The 19,205-nt window shown below is 41.5% G+C and carries 20 protein-coding genes; 2 read left to right on the forward strand and 18 right to left on the reverse strand.

Features of this window, described 5'->3' with window-relative positions:
• Window positions 1–3: 3 nt before the first annotated feature.
• From dnaJ to gpr, 9 genes are all read right to left on the reverse strand, one after another.
• A complete protein-coding gene (dnaJ, locus tag BMZ22_RS03165) occupies window positions 4–1,122 on the reverse strand; it encodes a molecular chaperone DnaJ (protein ID WP_090081219.1) in 1,119 nt (372 codons plus the stop codon).
• Window positions 1,123–1,364: 242 nt separating this feature from the next.
• Window positions 1,365–3,206, reverse strand: a complete 1,842-nt coding sequence (gene dnaK, locus BMZ22_RS03170) for a molecular chaperone DnaK (RefSeq protein WP_090081222.1) — start codon at window positions 3,204–3,206, stop codon at window positions 1,365–1,367.
• Window positions 3,207–3,236: 30 nt separating this feature from the next.
• Window positions 3,237–3,827: a nucleotide exchange factor GrpE gene (gene grpE, locus BMZ22_RS03175; RefSeq protein WP_090081226.1), complete on the reverse strand. Its 591-nt coding sequence runs from the start codon at window positions 3,825–3,827 to the stop codon at window positions 3,237–3,239.
• Window positions 3,828–3,944: 117 nt separating this feature from the next.
• Window positions 3,945–4,964 carry a heat-inducible transcriptional repressor HrcA gene (gene hrcA / locus BMZ22_RS03180; protein ID WP_090081229.1) on the reverse strand — a complete coding sequence of 340 codons (1,020 nt, stop codon included), beginning with the start codon at window positions 4,962–4,964 and terminating at the stop codon, window positions 3,945–3,947.
• A 76-nt stretch (window positions 4,965–5,040) separates the two neighbouring features.
• Window positions 5,041–6,201, reverse strand: a complete 1,161-nt coding sequence (hemW, locus tag BMZ22_RS03185; protein ID WP_090081232.1) for a radical SAM family heme chaperone HemW — start codon at window positions 6,199–6,201, stop codon at window positions 5,041–5,043.
• A 70-nt stretch (window positions 6,202–6,271) separates the two neighbouring features.
• Window positions 6,272–8,077 carry a translation elongation factor 4 gene (gene lepA / locus BMZ22_RS03190; RefSeq protein WP_090081236.1) on the reverse strand — a complete coding sequence of 602 codons (1,806 nt, stop codon included), beginning with the start codon at window positions 8,075–8,077 and terminating at the stop codon, window positions 6,272–6,274.
• Window positions 8,078–8,192: 115 nt separating this feature from the next.
• Window positions 8,193–8,498 (reverse strand): hypothetical protein, encoded by a 306-nt coding sequence (locus tag BMZ22_RS03195; RefSeq protein ID WP_090081239.1) that lies wholly within the window; start codon window positions 8,496–8,498, stop codon window positions 8,193–8,195.
• A 13-nt stretch (window positions 8,499–8,511) separates the two neighbouring features.
• On the reverse strand, window positions 8,512–9,681 hold the full coding sequence (gene spoIIP, locus BMZ22_RS03200; protein ID WP_090081243.1) for a stage II sporulation protein P: 1,170 nt from the start codon (window positions 9,679–9,681) through the stop codon (window positions 8,512–8,514).
• Window positions 9,682–9,791: 110 nt separating this feature from the next.
• A complete protein-coding gene (gene gpr / locus BMZ22_RS03205; RefSeq protein ID WP_090081246.1) occupies window positions 9,792–10,889 on the reverse strand; it encodes a GPR endopeptidase in 1,098 nt (365 codons plus the stop codon).
• Between the two features lie 186 nt (window positions 10,890–11,075).
• Between gpr and rpsT the strand changes: the two genes are divergently transcribed.
• Window positions 11,076–11,345, forward strand: coding sequence for a 30S ribosomal protein S20 (rpsT, locus tag BMZ22_RS03210; RefSeq protein WP_090081249.1), 270 nt, complete (start codon window positions 11,076–11,078; stop codon window positions 11,343–11,345).
• A gap of 42 nt (window positions 11,346–11,387) precedes the next feature.
• Here the strand turns inward: rpsT and holA are convergent, their stop codons facing one another.
• A complete protein-coding gene (gene holA / locus BMZ22_RS03215) occupies window positions 11,388–12,407 on the reverse strand; it encodes a DNA polymerase III subunit delta (RefSeq protein ID WP_090081253.1) in 1,020 nt (339 codons plus the stop codon).
• A 367-nt stretch (window positions 12,408–12,774) separates the two neighbouring features.
• Between holA and BMZ22_RS03220 the strand changes: the two genes are divergently transcribed.
• The gene (locus tag BMZ22_RS03220; RefSeq protein WP_090081258.1) at window positions 12,775–12,909 is read left to right on the forward strand and encodes a YqzM family protein; all 135 of its coding nucleotides are present in this window, start codon (window positions 12,775–12,777) and stop codon (window positions 12,907–12,909) included.
• Between the two features lie 68 nt (window positions 12,910–12,977).
• On the opposite strand, the gene BMZ22_RS03225 is transcribed toward BMZ22_RS03220, so the two are convergent.
• The 8 genes from BMZ22_RS03225 to yhbY all read right to left on the reverse strand — a co-directional run bounded on the left by BMZ22_RS03225 (window position 12,978) and on the right by yhbY (window position 19,204).
• Window positions 12,978–15,248, reverse strand: a complete 2,271-nt coding sequence (locus BMZ22_RS03225) for a DNA internalization-related competence protein ComEC/Rec2 (protein ID WP_090081261.1) — start codon at window positions 15,246–15,248, stop codon at window positions 12,978–12,980.
• 9 nt (window positions 15,249–15,257) lie between these two features.
• Window positions 15,258–15,821, reverse strand: coding sequence for a ComE operon protein 2 (locus BMZ22_RS03230; protein WP_090081264.1), 564 nt, complete (start codon window positions 15,819–15,821; stop codon window positions 15,258–15,260).
• Between the two features lie 65 nt (window positions 15,822–15,886).
• Window positions 15,887–16,414 (reverse strand): helix-hairpin-helix domain-containing protein, encoded by a 528-nt coding sequence (locus BMZ22_RS03235; protein ID WP_245745182.1) that lies wholly within the window; start codon window positions 16,412–16,414, stop codon window positions 15,887–15,889.
• 239 nt (window positions 16,415–16,653) lie between these two features.
• Window positions 16,654–17,403, reverse strand: a complete 750-nt coding sequence (locus BMZ22_RS03240; RefSeq protein WP_090081272.1) for a class I SAM-dependent DNA methyltransferase — start codon at window positions 17,401–17,403, stop codon at window positions 16,654–16,656.
• Between the two features lie 5 nt (window positions 17,404–17,408).
• Window positions 17,409–17,765, reverse strand: a complete 357-nt coding sequence (gene rsfS / locus BMZ22_RS03245) for a ribosome silencing factor (RefSeq protein WP_090081277.1) — start codon at window positions 17,763–17,765, stop codon at window positions 17,409–17,411.
• An 8-nt stretch (window positions 17,766–17,773) separates the two neighbouring features.
• Complete coding sequence (yqeK, locus tag BMZ22_RS03250) at window positions 17,774–18,343, reverse strand: bis(5'-nucleosyl)-tetraphosphatase (symmetrical) YqeK (protein ID WP_090081282.1); 570 nt, start codon at window positions 18,341–18,343, stop codon at window positions 17,774–17,776.
• Window positions 18,330–18,899, reverse strand: a complete 570-nt coding sequence (locus BMZ22_RS03255) for a nicotinate-nucleotide adenylyltransferase (RefSeq protein WP_090081288.1) — start codon at window positions 18,897–18,899, stop codon at window positions 18,330–18,332. Before BMZ22_RS03255 ends, yqeK begins: the two co-directional genes overlap by 14 nt.
• A 14-nt stretch (window positions 18,900–18,913) precedes the next feature.
• A complete protein-coding gene (yhbY, locus tag BMZ22_RS03260) occupies window positions 18,914–19,204 on the reverse strand; it encodes a ribosome assembly RNA-binding protein YhbY (protein WP_090081292.1) in 291 nt (96 codons plus the stop codon).
• Window position 19,205: the final 1 nt, after the last annotated feature.

Consider the following 19,205-nt stretch of genomic DNA (forward strand, 5'->3'; position numbering starts at 1 on the left):
CAGTTAGCTTTTAAAGGCATTTTTAAACCGCTGGAACAATGAACCTTGTTCGTCGGTTGCCTCGTTTCCGCCTATTTCGTTAAATTCCCGCAGAAGCTCCTTTTGACGCTCAGAAAGCCTGCTAGGTGTAACAACCCTTATTTGCACGTGCTGGTCGCCGTATCCTGCTCCCCGCACGTTTGGAGCACCCTTTCCTTTCAGACGGAAAACCTTGCCTGTTTGTGTGCTCGCCGGAATTGTCAGCATGACTTTTCCATGTACAGTCGGAACTTCTACCTCATCTCCTAAAGCAGCTTGTGTAAATGTTATTGGCAGCTCGCAGTAGATGTGGTCGCCTTCACGTTCATAAAATTCATGTGAACGTACTTGAATAACAACAAACAAATCACCTGGCGGGCCGCCATTAACGCCGGGCTCACCTTTGCCCGCAACCCTGATTTGATGACCTTCATCAATACCTTTAGGGATGGAAATGTGAATGCTCTTATTCTTTTTCACTTTTCCGCTTCCCCCGCACGTATTACACTTCTCAGGAATAATTTTGCCTGAGCCTTGACAATGATGACACACACGGCGATTGACCACCCGGCCAAATGGTGTATTTTGCTCCATATTTAACTGGCCTGAACCCTGACAATGGGAACACGTTTCAGTTTTCGTTCCAGGTTTGGCTCCCGAACCGCTGCATGTGTCACAGTTTTCTTCCATTGGAATATTGATATCGGCTTCTTTTCCAAAAATAGCTTCTTCAAAGTCCAGCGTCATTGTATATTGTAAATCGGCACCCTGTTGAGGTGCGTTCGGATCACGCCGGCGTCCGCCGCCAAAGAACATATCGAATATATCGCCAAAGCCGCCAAAATCTCCAAAGTCTTGGGCACCGCCAAAACCGCCTTGACCTTGTGCCCCAGCATGGCCGAATTGATCGTACTGCGTCCGCTTCTGCTCATCGCTTAATACTTCATAAGCTTCCTTTGCTTCCTTAAACTTTTCGGCCGCATTCTCCTCTTCACTGACATCCGGGTGATATTTTCGCGCCAGTTTACGGTACGCTTTCTTTATTTCATCTTTTGAAGCGCCCTTTTCTACGCCCAGCACTTCATAATAATCGCGCTTACTCACTTGTGAATCACTCTCCCGACACTATTGCATACATTTTATCATATCATTAGCATTGTTAGGATAGCAAACAAGAAACAGCCTGCTACAGTTTCAAAATTCTAAATGACGTTTTTTTCTTTTAATCCTAGAAAAAAGTCAAAGTCAAGAGAGTCCTGACTTTGACTTTGGCTTCAGTTACAGGTCCGTTCGGATGTTAAATTCAGATGGTATTCAGGCCGAACTTACCTTTCACTTATAAAGTGTTATTTTTTCTCTTCTTCGTCATCATCTACTTCTTTATAATCAGCGTCAACGACATCGTCATCAGAACCTTGTCCTTCACCTTGCTGTCCTTGCTCAGCCTGCTGTTCCTGAGCCATTTGTTCATACATCTTAACAGAAAGCTGCTGAACTTGTTCCTGCAATGCGTCTTTTTTCTCACGAATCTGCTCGAGGTCATCAGATTCGATGGCGTTTTGTAACTCTTCTTTAGCTTCTTCAGCCTTTTGTTTTTCTTCTTCCGTTACGTTTTCACCAAGGTCTTTGATTGTCTTATCCGTTGTGAAGACAAGCTGATCGGCTTCATTGCGCAGGTCCGCTTCCTCACGGCGCTTTTTATCTTCTTCTGCATTTTCTTCAGCCTGTTTTACCATTTCTTCAACCTCTTCATCGGATAAACCGGAAGAAGATTTAATTGTGATAGATTGTTCTTTGTTGGTGCCCTTGTCTTTTGCACTGACATTCACAATCCCATTAGCGTCAATATCAAACGATACTTCGATTTGCGGTACACCACGTGGTGCCGGCGGAATATCAGTGAGCTGGAAGCGTCCAAGCGTTTTGTTGTCTGCTGCCATTTCACGTTCACCTTGCAGAACATGAATATCAACTGCTGTCTGATTATCAGCTGCAGTAGAGAACACCTGTGAATGACTTGTTGGGATCGTCGTGTTCCGCTCAATCAGTTTCGTAGTAACGCCTCCCATTGTTTCGATACCCAAGGATAATGGTGTAACGTCGAGAAGCACAACATCTTTAACATCGCCCTGGAGAACACCACCTTGGATTGCTGCACCCAGCGCCACTACTTCGTCAGGGTTAACGCCCTTGGAAGGCTCTTTGCCCGTTTCGCGTTTGATCGCTTCCTGAACAGCCGGGATCCGCGTTGAACCACCAACCAGAATAACTTTATGAATGTCATTTGAAGAAAGGTCCGCGTCTTGTAATGCCTTACGCGTTGGCTTCATAGTACGTTCAACCAAATCAGATGACAATTCTTCAAATTTGGCGCGTGTCAGATTCATTTCCAAATGTAACGGACCACTTTCCCCAGCCGTGATAAATGGTAAAGAGATTTGTGTTTGTGTGACACCTGAAAGATCTTTTTTAGCTTTTTCAGCAGCATCTTTTAAGCGTTGTTTTGCCATCTTATCTTGTGATAAATCAATTCCATACTCTTTTTTGAATTCCTGAACCATATGATCCATAATCACTTCATCAAAGTCATCACCACCCAAACGATTATCGCCTGCCGTCGAAATAACTTCAAATGTGCCATCGCCAATATCCAGGATGGAAACGTCAAATGTTCCGCCGCCTAAGTCGTATACAAGAATTGTCTGGTCCTGATCTTCTTTATCGATGCCATACGCTAATGATGCTGCAGTTGGTTCGTTAATGATACGCTCAACTTCAAGACCGGCAATCTTACCTGCATCTTTTGTTGCCTGACGTTCAGCATCATTAAAGTATGCCGGTACCGTAATAACTGCTTTTTCAACAGTATCTCCCAGATAATCTTCGGCATATGATTTAAGATACTGTAGAATAATCGCTGAAACTTCCTGAGGTGTGTACTCTTTGCCTTCGATTTCAACCTTATAGTCTGTTCCCATATGACGTTTTATTGATTGAACCGTATTTGGATTAGTGATCGCCTGACGCTTAGCCACTTCACCTACTTGACGCTCGCCATTTTTGAACGCTACAACGGATGGTGCCGTCCGATTCCCTTCAGGATTTGGAATGACAACCGATTCGCCGCCTTCCATTACTGCAACACATGAATTTGTTGTCCCTAAGTCAATTCCAATTATTTTACCCATAATCAAGTTCCTCCTTCACTGCTCTTATCTTTACTTATTTACTTTAACCATTGCTGGTCGTATTACACGGTCTTTTAAATAATAGCCTTTTTGCAATTCTTCTGTAACGGTTTCGGATTCAGCATTTTCATCTTCAACTTGCATAACTGCATGATGAATATTCGGGTCAAACGGCTGACCGACCGATTCGATTTCTTCAACACCTTGTGTTTTCAGTGCTTCTTTAATTTGACTGTAAACCATCGATACGCCGTCCATAAAGCTTTTCGTTTCATCGGTAACCTCTACTTGCAGTGCCCGCTCGAAATTATCTAGGGCAGGCAATAATTCTTTTACAACATCTTCTGATTTATATTTTCGTTCTGATTCTTTTTCCTTTTGTGAACGTTTTTTAAAATTGTCGAATTCTGCCTGTACCCGCAGAAGACGCTGCTGCATATCATCTCTTTCCGCTTTCAGCTTTTCAATTTCAGCTTCATGCGGATTGCTCTCAGCCTCATTTGAATCTTGCTGTTCTGAACTATGCTTATCGTCTGCATCAAGCACTTCAGTGATGACTTCTTCCTGATCTTTTTCTTCAGGCTCTTCATTTGTTTGGTTTTCCTGGTTTTCCTCTGCCATCTCTGCCACCTCCTATTTCTAAAATCACCAAGATAGAATATAACATGATTCAAGCGATGAATAAAGTGAATCTTCAATCAGTTACATGCGGGATAAATCATTTAACATTCAAAAGTTTTAATACCATTTGTATAAAACATTTGTCATCTCTGTTGATAAAGCATTCAACAGCGCAATAACTTTCTTATATTCCATTCTTGTCGGACCGATTAATGCAATTGTTCCAAAATGTTCCTTATTCAAATCATAGGTAGCTGTAATCAAGCTGCAGTCTTTGATAGCATCGACTTTATTTTCGTGTCCAATGGAAACCTTGATGCCGTTCGTGGCATCTTTCAGCAATTTGGCTATCTCATCCTTCTCTTCAATCATAGAGTAGAACGAGCGGACTTTATCAATATCATTAAACTCCGGTTGCATTAAAAGGTTTGTCTTGCCGCCAAAATATAATTTTACCGGGTTTTCACTGAACAATGCCCCCTTCAAATAATCATACGACATTTCAGAATCCGTCACATATTTGTCCATCAGACTGACAACTTCGGTATTAAGTTTTTCATGCAGTTTATAAATAGGAACCCCATATAATCGGTCATTTAAAATATTAACCATTTTTTCCAGATCTGATGGGTTGATTTCCTCAGGAACCGAAAATGACCGATGCTCTACATGACCCGTATTCGTGACTAATATAGCCACAGCCGTGTGCGGTGTGAGTGATATAATCTGAAGCTGTTTTAGTTTAGTCTCGAATACTTCGGGACCTAAAATGATTGAGGTATAATTGGTTATCTCCGACAGTATTTCGGCAGAACTTTGGACGATTTGCTCAAACTCAAATAGTCCTTCCTGCATTATACTGCGAATAATACGGACATTGCTTTCAACATCCTCAGGTGTTACCAAATGATCGACATAATACCGGTAACCTTTCTCTGATGGTATGCGGCCGGAAGAAGAATGGGTTTTCTCAAGGAATCCCATTTCCTCCAAGTCAGCCATTTCATTGCGTACAGTGGCTGAACTGTACATGATCTGGTCCTTCTTGGCAATAGAGCGCGAGCCAACAGGCTGTGCCGACTCGATGAAATCATCAATTATGACTTGCAGGATCAGCAACTGTCTTTCTGTTAACATGATGATCACCTCTGTTAGCACTCAACCTTCCCGAGTGCTAATGCTAATCATAAACTATCAAATCCTCATTTTTTTGTCAACGGACAAGCACCAGGTCCTCTTCATCCAATAAAAATTGAGCAAATACATCATTTCCAAACAGAACACCCTCATCCGTCAGTTGTATTTGCTTGCCGCGTTTTTGCAGCCACCCTTTGCTGATCAGATAAGAAAGTTCGTCTTTGTACAATTTCTCGCACGAAAACCCGAATCGCTCAGTAAAATCATGCGTGTTCACACCATCAAGCTTCCTTAATCCGAGAAACATTTCCTCCTCGACCATTTCTCTCAAACCGATTGTTTCGGTATTAAGAATAGGACTGCCATCTTCATTCGCTTTTTTTATATAAGCCGGAAGCGGCCGGATATTTCCAGTTCGTTTGCCGGGCAAGTAACCATGTGCACCTGCGCCAAAACCATAATAATGTTCATTTGACCAATAAACCAAATTATGACGACTCTCCTTGCCGGGTTTTGCAAAGTTACTGATTTCATACTGTTTCAGCCCTTTGGACCGCATCGTCTCTTTTAACATGTCGTACATTTTCACTTCTTCCTCTTGGGGAGGGCGATGCAGTTTGCCCTTATTGTATCGCTGATAAAAAACGGTTTTGGGCTCAATTTGCAGCGCATACGTGGAGTAGTGTGGCAGATTGAAGGCTACAGCCTCATTTAATGAGCGTTGAAATTGCTCCAAACTCTGGTTAGGCAAAGCATAAATAAGATCGATACTTATATTATGGAAACCATTTTTCTGCAGTAAATCAATCGTGCGATAGACATCCGATACTTTATGCAATCTGCCAAGCTCTTCAAGCATGACGTCATCAAATACTTGAACGCCTAAAGAGATCCGGCTGACGCCATAAGCTTTGAGCAATTTAATTTTCGCTTCATCAAAATCCCCCGGGTTAGCCTCGATTGTAAACTCCAGGCAATGTGCAACATCAAACTTTGTATCAATAAGCTTTAACAGATCACGCAGCTGATTCAGGTTCAATGCTGTGGGTGTTCCTCCCCCGATAAAAATCGTATTAACTTGATTTTTAGTGCCGGGTATATTTGTATTCACTTCATTTGTGAGTGCTTCAATGTATTCCGTTGCCAGCTTCTCGTCGTAAAAAAACTTTGTAAAATCACAGTAATGACAAATTTGCTGACAAAATGGAATATGGATATATACAGATTGAGCTTCCATTTTAATCTCCTCTATGCAGAATAAAAAGGGAGCAAAAGTTGAACTTACTCAGCTCCCTTTTTATATTTATTTAGTCATCGTTCATTTCCAGGACGGCCATGAATGCTTCCTGGGGCACTTCGACCGATCCCACCATTTTCATGCGTTTCTTACCTTCTTTTTGTTTTTCAAGCAGTTTCCTTTTTCGCGAAATGTCGCCGCCATAGCATTTGGACAGGACGTTTTTTTTCATCGCTTTTATCGTAGACCGGGCAATAATTTTATTTCCGATCGCTGCCTGGACAGGCACCTCGAATTGTTGCCTTGGAATAAGGTCTTTCAATTTGTCGACAATATGCTTCCCGCGTTCATATGCGAAGTCTCTGTGAACGATAAATGACAGCGCGTCAATCGTGTCACCATTAAGCAGAATATCCATCTTAACAAGCTTTGATGCGTGATAGCCGATTAGGTCATAATCAAACGATGCGTATCCTTTAGTTTTTGATTTTAACTGATCAAAAAAGTCATATACTATTTCGGATAAGGGAATATGATAAACAATATTGACCCGGACTTCATCCAAATATTGCATATCTACAAATTGTCCGCGTTTTTTTTGAGCGATTTCCATTACAGCCCCGACAAAATCATTCGGAACCATAATTGTTGCCTCTACATACGGCTCCCGAACCTCTTGTACAAGCTGAGCATCCGGCATTGTCGATGGGTTATCTACTTCAATCGTTTCGCCGTCTGTTTTTTCGACTTCATAAATAACAGAAGGAGCCGTTGTGATTAAACTAATATTAAATTCCCGCTCAATCCGCTCCTGGATAATTTCCATGTGCAATAGTCCGAGAAATCCGCAACGGAAGCCAAAGCCCAGTGCCTGTGAACTCTCGGCATCGTACTGCAGTGATGAATCATTAAGCTCGAGGCGTTCCAGTGCTTCCCGCAAATCATTGTATTGATTTGAATCCACCGGAAACAACCCGCAAAACACCATAGGGTTCAGCCGCTTATATCCGGGAAGCGGCGATTCTGCCGGATTTTTAGCAAGCGTAATTGTATCCCCGACACGTGGGTCAGCAACATTCTTGATTGAGGCAGTAAGAAAACCGACATCACCTACCTTCAACTCATCCTTTGGTACCGGGTTTGGTCTGAAAACACCTATCTCATTAACCTCAAATTCCTTGCCATTCGCCATAAGTCTAATTCTGTCCCCGACTTTTACGGATCCTTCTTTAACACATATATACGTGATAACACCGCGATAAGGATCATATAACGAATCGAAAATGAGCGCTTTCAAAGGGTTTTCAGGATCGCCTGAAGGAGATGGAATATCGGATACAATTCGCTCCATAATTTCATCAACGCCAATATCATCTTTGGCCGATGCCAGAATAACGTCGTCTTTATCTATTCCGATAACATCTTCCAGCTCTTGAGCAACCCGCTCAGTATCAGCATTCGGCAAATCAATCTTATTAATAACCGGGATAAGTTCAAGGTCATTGTCAAGCGCAAGATAGACATTGGCAAGCGTCTGGGCCTCGATCCCCTGGGCCGCGTCTACAACTAAAACCGCGCCCTCACATGCTGCGAGGCTGCGGGATACTTCATATGTAAAATCGACATGACCGGGGGTGTCAATTAAGTGAAACAAATAATCTTCATCAGCCGCATTTTTATAATTTAATTGCACGGCATTTAGTTTGATGGTAATTCCCCGTTCACGCTCCAAATCCATTGCATCGAGAAATTGCTCTTTCATCTCACGCTGGGTCAACGCTTTAGTTTTTTCAAGAATACGGTCTGCAAGCGTTGATTTCCCGTGGTCTATATGAGCAATAATCGAAAAGTTCCGTACGTTTTCCTGTTTGATCATAATCGAAGTCCACTCCTACTCTGTCCTGCCATTTTTATATACAGGTCAAGACATAACTAGGATTGATTATAGCAATTGCACTGCATACATTCAAGAACGGCGGTGTATACCGTATTCAGAAAAACACCTCTGCAAGCTGATACGCCATATTGACGACTAATTCAAAAAACCCCGTCACAGCTGATTCAAGCAATCCTGCTGCTTTTTGAGTGAGATGAAGTGCTCCTGCAGGTTCTTCAGTATTATTGGTCGGCGCTTCTTGCTCTATAACTACCGTTTCTTCTTCAATTGTTTCGGTATCAGAAACCTCTTCCGCAGTATATGTGTCTCTGTCGTTCTCCTGCTGTGTGCGGTCCATGCCCGTTATTAAACCTGTCAGAAAAAACACAATTAACGACAGAAGTACGACAAGGGTACGCATTTTAGCCCTCCTATCAATTCGAATTCACCTTCTCGGCATCCCAGTAATAATCACTGAATACCTCTGCGACAGCATCTGCGGACCTGTATAATTCGTCCAATGAATTATGGACACCGCCAAATTCAATCAGCATTGCATTAGGTGAGAGATCCTGATTATAAACACCATTGCTTCCTGAACCTTTTTTCTTTATAACCCCTCTGCTCAAACCCGGATATTTTTCTTGAGTCAAATTATGCAGTTTATTGGCAAGCTCCAAATTTTTATCGTAATCTGCATATTCAGCTCCGACAACAAACATTACTCTGGCATAATTTTCACCATTGATTTTTTTCGTCGTTTTATCTCTTGCGATCGCGTCACGGTGAAGATCGAATGAATACGTGATGTCTTCACTCGAAGCGAAGGCTTCCCGGACGACATCTCTTGAAGCTTGATACGACTCATGGTAAGCCATTCCCTGTTGTTTCAAAACACTCATGATATCAGTTTTATCCACCTTTGCTCCAATCCCGTTTTTCTCCAGCGCGTCAGCAAACCGCTGGCTGACTTTTCCTATGTTCACTTCCCCATGCTGGGCATCATCAGGGTTATCGGTGTCAGGCAAATGCGGCAGAAACGATTCCCTGTTATGCGTGTTGTAAACAAGCACAACATCCCGTTCGCCTGTATTTAGCTGTTCTTCTTTTGGCTTTTCCGTATCCTCTTCTTCATCGTTTTCATCAATCACTGCGTCCCGATCCTTTAGAACATCATCAAGCGGCGGTGAGGATTCAACAGGCAAATTCGTATAATCAGTACCTTCTCCTGCTACGATAATTTCATTTTGAAACGTTAAAAACCCCGGAAGTTCTTGGCCTAACAAACTCCGCGTATCACTCGGTCTTATATTTGTAGCCATTTCAAATATAAGATTGGAAACTTCGGGATGCGCTTCATCTTCCGGCACCGCGTTACGAAATGACTTATTCTCCATTCCCAATAAATACAAGAAAAATGAACTGTCCAGATCCCCCGTCCAATTCGTAATAGTGGTGGATGACACGCGATAAGCCGGGGAAACGGTTGTGAGAAAGCCAACTGTTATAAATAGGACAGCAACACAGATAATATAGATACTGCTTTTTTTATAAATGTGGGTTATCTGCCTGTTGTGTTTCACGCGTTTTGGATCAAAATACATGGTTCCACTCCTCCGAAGAATTATCCGATAATAGAATCTATGAAATCTTCTTGGAAGCTAGAACCTGATTCTTTTAAATATTAACGATTAATAGAGTTAACCGTTGTGAATCATCGGGTGTAGGCAGCCAGGTTTTCAACTGTGACGTTCTCATGCAGCGCAGCATTCACGCCGGCGGCAATAACTGTGGCCATATCCTTCATGAAACCATCCACTTCTTTAGGCGTTACCATCAAGTTATGACCAAGCGGGGTTAAAACTTCCTCAATCAAAGATTTTTTTTCATCTTCAGACAGACCGCCGACAATGCCAAGAAACGTGCTGCGTTTTTCGTCGTCAGGCAGGTCTTCTTCTGTCAATTTTTTTTCACCAAAACTGAGCCCTGCAGGTGTCAATGATTTTGATGGTTTATCTTTTTCCCTGAGTTCTCTTCCGAAGTGCTTGAGCATGAAGTCGATTGTGTCGCTTGTAATCGTTACAGCATCTACAACCGTCGGTACACCGCACGCAAAAACGGGCACACCGATTGTCTCCTCACTCAACTCTTTACGTTTGTTGCCGACTCCCGAGCCGGGGTGGATGCCAGAGTCTGAAATTTGGATTGTCTCATTAACGCGTTCAATCGATCTTGAAGCAAGGGCATCAACGGCAATCACAAAATCGGGCTTAAACTTTTCAACGATACCAAAAATCATATTACTTGTTTCTATACCCGTCACCCCCATCACACCCGGGGTAACAGCTGCAACAGGCCTGTAGCCTTCAGACACCGATTCATGCTCCATTTGAAACAAATGGCTGGTAACAAGCACTTTTTCAACTGACATAGGTCCCAACGCGTCTGGTGTAACATTCCAGTTCCCAAGCCCTACTATCAGACCGGTTCCGTCTTCAGGTACGTTATTTTTCTTCATTAATTCTTCCAATTCTCTGCCAAATACTCTTGCTGCCACTTCCTGTTTTTGTGTATCCTGTTTCTTAACGCCATCTGCATAGATTGTTATATAAGATCCTTGTTTTTTCCCGAGACGTTCTTCACCTTCAGCATCTATATCCACGTATGTGACAGCTATATCATCTTCTTTTTTTTCCTTAATTGTGACGCCTTTTACATCCGGCTTTTGTTCATTCTCTTTTTCAACATACATATCTTTGGATTCAACTGCCAGGTCCGTCCTTACACTAAATTGTTTGTCCTTGTTCGTCATGATTGTCCTCCTTTTAGCATGAAAGAAACTGTATTTACAGGCTTTACTAATTTGCTGGAATTCATGCAACAGACCCATAGCAGTTGAAAAGCACCGGCTCGTCTGGTAAAATAACTTTTGCTGCACTTTGAATAATTTGTTTTCTCAGTGCCTGGACTTTAATTGTATACGCTGGAGGTGACTTAATTGGCTAATATTAAATCAGCAATTAAGCGTGTTGAAATTAACCAAAAGAAACGCACGCATAATATCAAATTCAAATCAGATATGCGCACTCATATCAAACGGCTGGAAAAGATGATTGAACAAAAGGACGTTGATGGAGCAAAAGCTGCTCTTCCGACAACATTCCACAAAATCGACAAAGCTGTACAAAAAGGCGGTATTCATAAAAATGCCGGCAACCGTCAAAAATCCCGTTTAACTAAAAAATTAAACGAACTTCAGAGCGCATAACGTAAAAAACGATCCCATTTTAGGATCGTTTTTTTAGTGCTGCTATTGAGCGAGGTCATATAATAATAGTTCAAATGCGAGCCCTTTTTCCATTTTTCCTTGCTTAATTACGGCGTCTGTTTGAGTTAACCTTTGAATTATATGTTTAAGTCGTTCCACTTTAAACTTTCTTTCGCGCTGTGCTGCCATTTTAATAACATATGGATGAGCGCCGATTTGTTTTTGCATCTGAAATTGGCTGTAACCTTTTTGAGAAAGTAATTTCACACTTAAGATCGTCCGGAACTGAAAAGCAAGCAATGCTATCAGCGCTATTGGTTCCTCATTCATTTTCTCCAAGTCTTTATATATCGAAATCGCCTGATGGAGCTCTCGATCGATCACAGCGTCCACCAATTTAAATGAAGAGCTTGTTTCGGTGTGAGAAATTAAATTATCTGCTATCTCTTTTGTTACAATTCCATTTTCCCCGACATATGCAGCAAGTTTTGCGAGTTCATTCCTTAATTGGTTCAGATTCGTCGACATTTCCGATTCAAGCATGTCGTAAACGTCATCCTCAATCGTAATCCTCATACTGCCTGCAAGGTTCTTAATCCAGCTTTTTAATTCGTATTCTTTAATCGGGTTGCATTCGGCCGTAATACTGTGTTGTTTCAAAGCTTTACTGACTTTTTTCCGTTCGTCTATTTTTTCATAATAGGCTGTAAATATAAGTACTGTATAATCTGCAGGCTGGTTTAAGTACTCAATGAGAACGTCAAGACTATGCTCAAACGGCAATTTATCAGGTTTTGTTTTTAAAAACGAAGGGTTATTGGCAATGATGAGTTTAGAACCGCCGAATAAAGGAAACGTTTCTGCATCGTTAATAACCTCTTGAACTGGGGTTTCCTCTAAATCATAAACCGACAAATTCTCCTCTTCGGTTCCTTCATCCATTACGGCATTTTTGATGTGTTTTGTTAAATTTTGTATAAAATACGATTCCGTTCCATACAATAAATAGACAGGGGCGACTTGCTTTTGCTTTACCTCTTGCAAAATCTTTTCATACGTCATTTGGTTCACTCCATAGAAACGATATAATTAATCGTAAAACGTAAATCAACGAATCGCAAGTGCTATTTTATACAATTAATTTTCTAATCACTGTGATTTTGCAGGATTTTTCTTTGGGTATGCACTTGAATTAAGAAGAGGGAAATGCTTCTCCATTTCCCTCCAGTTATCTATATAAACGTTTAAAAACCCAGCCCTAGGAACTGATTCTTAAACGGTGTTTGTAGTTATAGCGTAACCGTTATAGATGAAAGTATAGTTGTTAACTCTTGCTAGTCGGTCGCGGAAAACGTTATAATCTTTTGCAGTCAAAAGTGGATTTTTTTATGTATTTATTTTATACTTGGACTGTATAGGAGGGGTAAAAGTGAACGATTTTGAAAATGATGTCCAGTCAAAAAATAATGATGTAGTTGATTCCATTAAAGGATTTGGCTTTTCTTTTGTTTTCTTTGTAGTAATTTTTGCTATTGGTGCAATCGTCAACGTTGTTGGCTCCTGATTACTAATCATCGGCTTATACCTAAAAAGAGACTGCTTTGCACAGTCTCTTTTCGTTTTCTATACAGCCTATGGCAAATAAGTCGTAAATGTTCCTTCACCGCCCTTAAACGTATATTGCACAGCACCGCTTTCATCAGTTCTTAAAATAACTGTACCCGTTTGCTCGAGTGATTCAATGACGCCACTGTGCGGATGACCGTACGGATTGTTTTGACCGGCGGAAATAAGACCATATTCAGGCCTAATCTGATCCAAAAATTTCGGGTCTGTTGAGGTATTGCTGCCATGATGGGCAACTTTCAGCACATCAGCAGTCAAACCCGGAAAATCATTTAACACCGTTTTCTCAGTTTCCGTTCCTATATCCCCGGTAAAGAGCCAATCTTTACCACCAATCTCCGCATACAGAACAAGCGAATTTTCATTGCTGTCCCGGTAATCCTTTGCGGGTGAAAGCACATGGATTAACTGTTCGCCAATTTGAATTGTCTCTCCAGGTTCAGTACGGACCACAGCCGTGCCGTTATCTGCCAGACGTTGAGCCGCTGGTTGAGCAAATGTGTAATAATGGCTTACAAATACATTGCTAATCGGTATGTCCTCAGACATATACATTAAGCTTCCCATATGATCAGTGTCGTCGTGAGAAATAAAAACAGCATCAACTCGAGATATACCGCGAGAATATAAGTAAGGTTTGATAATATCTGTGTAGACGTCCTCGGATGGGTTGTCTTCTTCAAAATTTATTTCAGCTCCAGCGTCAACTAACATCACACCTTTCCGATAAGGCAATTCAATAACAATCGCATCGCCCTGTCCTATGTCAAGAACCGTCACATTCCCCTCCGGCGAAAGATATGGTCTTAAGACTGCCAGCATAATTAATGCTGTCAGAAAGCAGCCATACTTAAATGCCTGACCAACTTCATGAATTTCGAGCTTTTTCATCATTACCAAAAAAAGCCCATAATAAGCAGCAGCACCCGCCAAAGGAAATGAACCAATTACCCAGGGAAAGTAAAACATCTGGTCAATGAACTGAAGACACGATAGCACAACATCATGGACGAAAAGAAAATACTTGTCGATAAACGAAGTCACCAGACTCGATACAGGGGTCAGGAGCAGAAGTAAAAACATACATGGTATGACAAATAATGAGAAGTACGGAACAATGATAAGATTTACTAAGATCGAGAGTGGTTGAAACGTATAAAAGTATTCAACCTGAAGGGGCAAAATCATCATTTGGGAAACAAAACTGATGTTAAGAACGGTAAAGAAGGAAACGCTTGTTGCTGCAAGCCAATTTTTGGACAAAAGCAAACCCAATGTTACACAAAAGGATAATTGGAACCCGACGTGATATATAATATAAGGATTCATAAAAATCAAAAGCAGAAATACAATGCTGATAACATCCGTAACGCTGAACTTCCAATTCATCTTTCCCGCGATTATAAATAACAGAACCATCATGCTTGCCCGCATGACTGATGGTTCACCACCTGCAAGCAGGGCATATAAGGGCAGAAAGAAAATAACGACCCATTGGGCTTTTTCTTTCGTCATAAGGTTCAATTTAACAAGCAGAAAGTATAAAAACCCAACGACAAGACCTACATGCAAACCGGAGATTGCCATTAAATGTGTCAGATTCCATCGCTGAAACAATTCAGTAATGCCCACGTCGATTTGTCCATCATCACCAAGCACGAGCGCATTTAACCATGCAGACGTTTCAGGGCTTATGTTTGCTTGTACATATGCAAGCAGGTCATGCCGCAGCTTATAAACATTAGTCATCGGTGACGAACCGGTACAATTAATTTCTTCCAGCGAGTCAATGACAATTTGATATGTTATACCTTGTGTGAGCAAGTAATTCTGATAATCAAACTGGCCTGGATTTCTCGCCGGATCAGGCAGCTCTGGCCTGCCGGCAATTACACATTCTGCTCCATATTTTAGATGATGTTCAATAGTGTGATCTTCTTTGAAGTGAACAATTAGATATGCTTCGTCAGACGTTTCCAATGTAAATTCAAAAGCAATTCGCGATGGCGTTTCGGTAATCGGACTCGTAATTTGGCCGGCTGATTCTGATAAAGCAATCGTTTTTTCATCTGAGGTTTTTTCCAACTCGGGGATATAATTGTAAGCAAGGATGGAGAAGGTTAAGGTTACAATGGCAACCACTGTCCCTAACCTTTGTTTCATATACAAATACAGTAACCAGAACGCGAAAATAATAACAAACCATTTAGATGTAAATATGACTGCCAGAAAACTCGCAGTAACACCAAATGCCGGAAAATGCCAATAGCCTCTCATACCAGCACCCTATAGGTTAAACAGTGATTCAGCCTCGGCTTTTAAGGCACCGTATTTTTCAGTATTTCCGGTTTGTGCTTCCAATTCATTTAAAAGTCTTCTTATGTAGGCTTCTTTTTCTTTATAATGATAATCTACAGCCAAATCGGTTAGTTCTACTTTTTTCGTTTCGATACCTGCCTCGCTGAATAATTCAACAGCATAAGGATGGTTCCGATAGTCTTCCGCATAGTAAAGTGTTCTGATGCCCGCTTGTATGATTTGTTTGCAGCATTGCAGGCAAGGAAAGTGCGTCACATAAATTTCAGCGCCTTCAGTCGGAACGCCAAATTTAGCACATTGCAAAAGTGCGTTGGCTTCAGCATGAATCGTACGAACACAATGCCCGTCAATCACATAACAACCTTCATCGATACAATGGATACCGCCGGAAACACTCCCATTATAACCGCCGGCGATGATGCGCTTATCCCGGACGATCGTAGCACCGACCATCAGTCTGGTACACGTGCTTCGAAGTGCGAGCAAATGACTTTGTGCCATAAAGTATTGGTTCCATGAAATTCGTTCCATAATTTAACCACCTTTAACATCTCTTATTTAAGTTTACAATCAGGGGACAAAAGCCGTCAATTATATCAGGGAACTTGTATGTCTTCTTGAAGTGATTCCAGCGTTTTCTCACCAACACCGGGAACATTCAGAAGGTCCTCTTCAGACTTAAACAGACCATTTTCCTCTCGATATTGAATGATGGCTTCCGCTTTAGAAGGACCTATTCCATTTAACGTTTCGATTTCTGATTGCTCCGCATAATTAATACGTACTTTGCCGTCTCCGTTGCTTTGCGTGATGGATCCGGACGCTTCACTGCCTGTTTCAGGGATAAGAATAACCATTTCATCCTGTACTTTTTGTGCGAGGTTAACCATTGTTTTATCCGCTTCGTTTGTAAAGCCACCGGCCATCTGAATCACATCATTCACACGGGAGTCGGAAGCAATTTCGTAAACACCTGGCGATGTCACTTCACCTTTCACATCCACCATTACTATTTCTGGTTCAACCTGTTCTTCAACGACCTTTTCCTGCGGTTCACTGATTTCTTTCGTTTGAGAAACGACATTTTCGTTATCATCCGGGTTGAAAAATAAAAAAACAGCCAAGAGTACAATTATAATAAGAGGGAATAGATACTTTTTGAAAGGTTCAAGCAAATTAGGGTCACATCCTTCGAGGAAATCAATTTTTGACGGAGGCAAAGCGCTTGTACGCGGCAGAGGCAGCATGGTGAAGTGTTAAAAGAACAGGTATAGAAAAGCTGGCGTTGAACATAACGCTGCATTAGTTATATATTCGACATCGGTCGGCAAATTCCTTCTAAAAAATAAAAGATCGGAAACAATTATTCCGACCGTTTTACCGCAGTTATAAATAGTCTCTCTGCATCTTCATCAATTTTTTTGTTGAGAGAAAAATCCGCTGCTAAATGCTGAACCGCTAACCCATTTTCTTGTAATAAACGCCTATATAATTCAACGGAGAAGGTACGCTGGTGGTGAGTTTCATCAAAGCGGGAATACTTGTCCCCATCTGATGCGAAAAATGTTAAATCATGATACATCTCTCCATCCTGTTCCCCTTCGAAACAAAACCATATGTACGAAATATCCTCATAAACTTCAGCAAACGTTTCGTTCACCAGATTATGCCTGACATGATTCAGTGAATGAACATCAAAAATAAATAATCCACCTGACTTCAGTGAATCTGCCGCATTTTTAAACAATTTACGCAGTTTATCTTCTTCAGTTATATAGTTCACAACATCACAGTAGCTTATCGCCATATCCTGATTTTCAACGCCTGATAATGACAACAAGTCCTGCTGAAGCCACTGAATTTGAAGGTTTTCCTTGGCTCCACGCTGCTCAGCAACACTAAGCATATCACTGGAAAAGTCCACGCCGGTCATTTGATAGCCGGACTTGGCAAGTCTTGTAGTGATCTCCCCGGTCCCACAGCCTAAATCAACTATTGATTCGACAGATTGTCCAGCCTCCCTGATCATCTCATTGGTAAAGTCATGCCATTTATCATAGGGGGCATCACGCATTAAAAAATCATAATAATGGGCGAGCTGGTTGTATGCCATCTTAATCACCCGTTCTCGTTCACATAAAGGTCGACTCTTGATGCATCGCCCCATAAACGTTCCAGATTATAATAGTGTCGTTCGTCTTTATGGAATATATGGCAGACAATATCGTCCAGGTCAACTAATATCCAACGTGCCTGTTCAAAACCTTCCATGCGCTTAATCTGCACATCGCTCTCATTCATTGTATCCTTTATACCTCTTGCGATAGCTTGCACTTGCCGCTCATTGCTGCCATGACAAACAAGAAAATAGTCCGCCATTAACGAAACATCCTGCATATCCAGTGCCACGATGTCTTCTGCTCTTTTGTCATCACAAGCCCGTGCAATTAGTTGTACGAGTTCTTTACTGTTCATGAATGTGATTACCTCCCATTTAATTGTACTGTTAAATTATTATATGCATTAAACGTATCGGGGTAGACGGTTGCATGTTTGCCAACAAGAAAATGAATCGTATTTCTGAGTGCCATCCATGCAGCACGATCTAAATCAGTTTGGGCTGTATCTCTCACCTCTTGGACACCGGGGAAAGACCTTCCCGGCTCGATATAATCTGCAACAAATAAGATGGTCTCAAATGTCGTCATGCCTGCCCTGCCCGTTGTATGGTACTGAATAGCATTTCGTATATCAGTATCGCTTACGCCATGTTTCTCATATACAATAACGGAAGCAGCAGGTCCATGCCATAATTCATGGTGAAAATGCAGCAAGTTGTTTGGGAGTTCGCTGTTTTTTATAATATTCTTCATTTTATCAAGCGGAAAGTATTTGGCATAATCGTGTAAAATCGCTGCAAGTCGGACCTTTTCAATATCTGCATCATACTTCGCTGCAAGTTCAGCAGCGGTTTCCGTTACTCTGAGTGTATGATCAAACCGCTCCTGCTTTAAGTGAGGCTTTACAATATCGATTGCTTTATCTTCGTTCATATAGATGTTTCCCCTTCAAGTAAGATTCAACGTCCTCAAGCACCATATACTTAATTGACTTATTTTCCATAACCCTTTTTCTAATTTCGGTTGAAGATATTTCGATTACTGGAACATCCACTTCCACTACAGGGTATTTGCTTTTAAGAACATGCCCTTCCCGTTTAACTCCTATAAAGGTTATCATGTCCATCAGTGCATTCACGTGTTTCCAATGCGGCAGATATTCCACCATATCTGCACCAATTATAAAATAAAAGTCCGTGTCAGGATGCTCTTCTTTTAACAGCTTCATTGTATCAAATGTATATGATTTCCCTAAACGATTCACTTCAATTCTTAGTACACTGAAATGAGGGTTCCCGGCAACAGCCTTTTCAGTCATTGCGATACGATCTGAAGCATCCGCATTCGCATTTCGTTTATGGGGGGGTTCATGTGATGGCATAAACCATATCGCATCAAGGGACATTGCAGTCCTGACTTCTTCAGCTATGATTAAATGGCCAATATGCGGCGGGTCAAACGTGCCCCCCAATATGCCTACATGTTTCATGCCAGCCTCCTTTTTTACGGCAGCTTAATTTGTTGATTTTCCTGCGATTCTTTATAAAGCACAATCATGTTGCCTATAACCTGAACAATTTCCGCGCCTGTTCCTTCAGAAAGCTGTTGGGCAACAGTCTCCTTATCTTCCATACAATTCTGCAAAACATTCACTTTCAGTAACTCTCTTTTTTCCAGCGCCTCGTTGATTTGCTGTACCATATTCGCATTAACCCCGGTTTTGCCCACTTGGAAAATTGGTTTCAAATGATGAGCCTCGGAACGCAAATACCGTTTTTGTTTACCTGTCAGCATA

This window comes from Lentibacillus persicus, from assembly GCF_900112705.1.
GTDB classification, from domain to species: Bacteria; Bacillota; Bacilli; order Bacillales; family Amphibacillaceae; genus Lentibacillus; species Lentibacillus persicus.

Bases quoted from the DNA above. Each gene is read 5' to 3' on its own strand.
- dnaK (WP_090081222.1), bottom strand. From the start codon at position 3,206: ATGGGTAAAATAATTGGAATTGACTTAGGGACAACAAATTCATGTGTT.
- grpE (WP_090081226.1), bottom strand. From the start codon at position 3,827: ATGGCAGAGGAAAACCAGGAAAACCAAACAAATGAAGAGCCTGAAGAA.
- hrcA (WP_090081229.1), bottom strand. From the start codon at position 4,964: ATGTTAACAGAAAGACAGTTGCTGATCCTGCAAGTCATAATTGATGAT.
- hemW (WP_090081232.1), bottom strand. From the start codon at position 6,201: ATGGAAGCTCAATCTGTATATATCCATATTCCATTTTGTCAGCAAATT.
- lepA (WP_090081236.1), bottom strand. From the start codon at position 8,077: ATGATCAAACAGGAAAACGTACGGAACTTTTCGATTATTGCTCATATA.
- BMZ22_RS03195 (WP_090081239.1), bottom strand. From the start codon at position 8,498: ATGCGTACCCTTGTCGTACTTCTGTCGTTAATTGTGTTTTTTCTGACA.
- spoIIP (WP_090081243.1), bottom strand. From the start codon at position 9,681: ATGTATTTTGATCCAAAACGCGTGAAACACAACAGGCAGATAACCCAC.
- gpr (WP_090081246.1), bottom strand. From the start codon at position 10,889: ATGACGAACAAGGACAAACAATTTAGTGTAAGGACGGACCTGGCAGTT.
- holA (WP_090081253.1), bottom strand. From the start codon at position 12,407: ATGACGTATGAAAAGATTTTGCAAGAGGTAAAGCAAAAGCAAGTCGCC.
- BMZ22_RS03225 (WP_090081261.1), bottom strand. From the start codon at position 15,248: ATGAGAGGCTATTGGCATTTTCCGGCATTTGGTGTTACTGCGAGTTTT.
- BMZ22_RS03230 (WP_090081264.1), bottom strand. From the start codon at position 15,821: ATGGAACGAATTTCATGGAACCAATACTTTATGGCACAAAGTCATTTG.
- BMZ22_RS03240 (WP_090081272.1), bottom strand. From the start codon at position 17,403: ATGGCATACAACCAGCTCGCCCATTATTATGATTTTTTAATGCGTGAT.
- rsfS (WP_090081277.1), bottom strand. From the start codon at position 17,765: ATGAACAGTAAAGAACTCGTACAACTAATTGCACGGGCTTGTGATGAC.
- yqeK (WP_090081282.1), bottom strand. From the start codon at position 18,343: ATGAACGAAGATAAAGCAATCGATATTGTAAAGCCTCACTTAAAGCAG.
- BMZ22_RS03255 (WP_090081288.1), bottom strand. From the start codon at position 18,899: ATGAAACATGTAGGCATATTGGGGGGCACGTTTGACCCGCCGCATATT.
- yhbY (WP_090081292.1), bottom strand. From the start codon at position 19,204: ATGCTGACAGGTAAACAAAAACGGTATTTGCGTTCCGAGGCTCATCAT.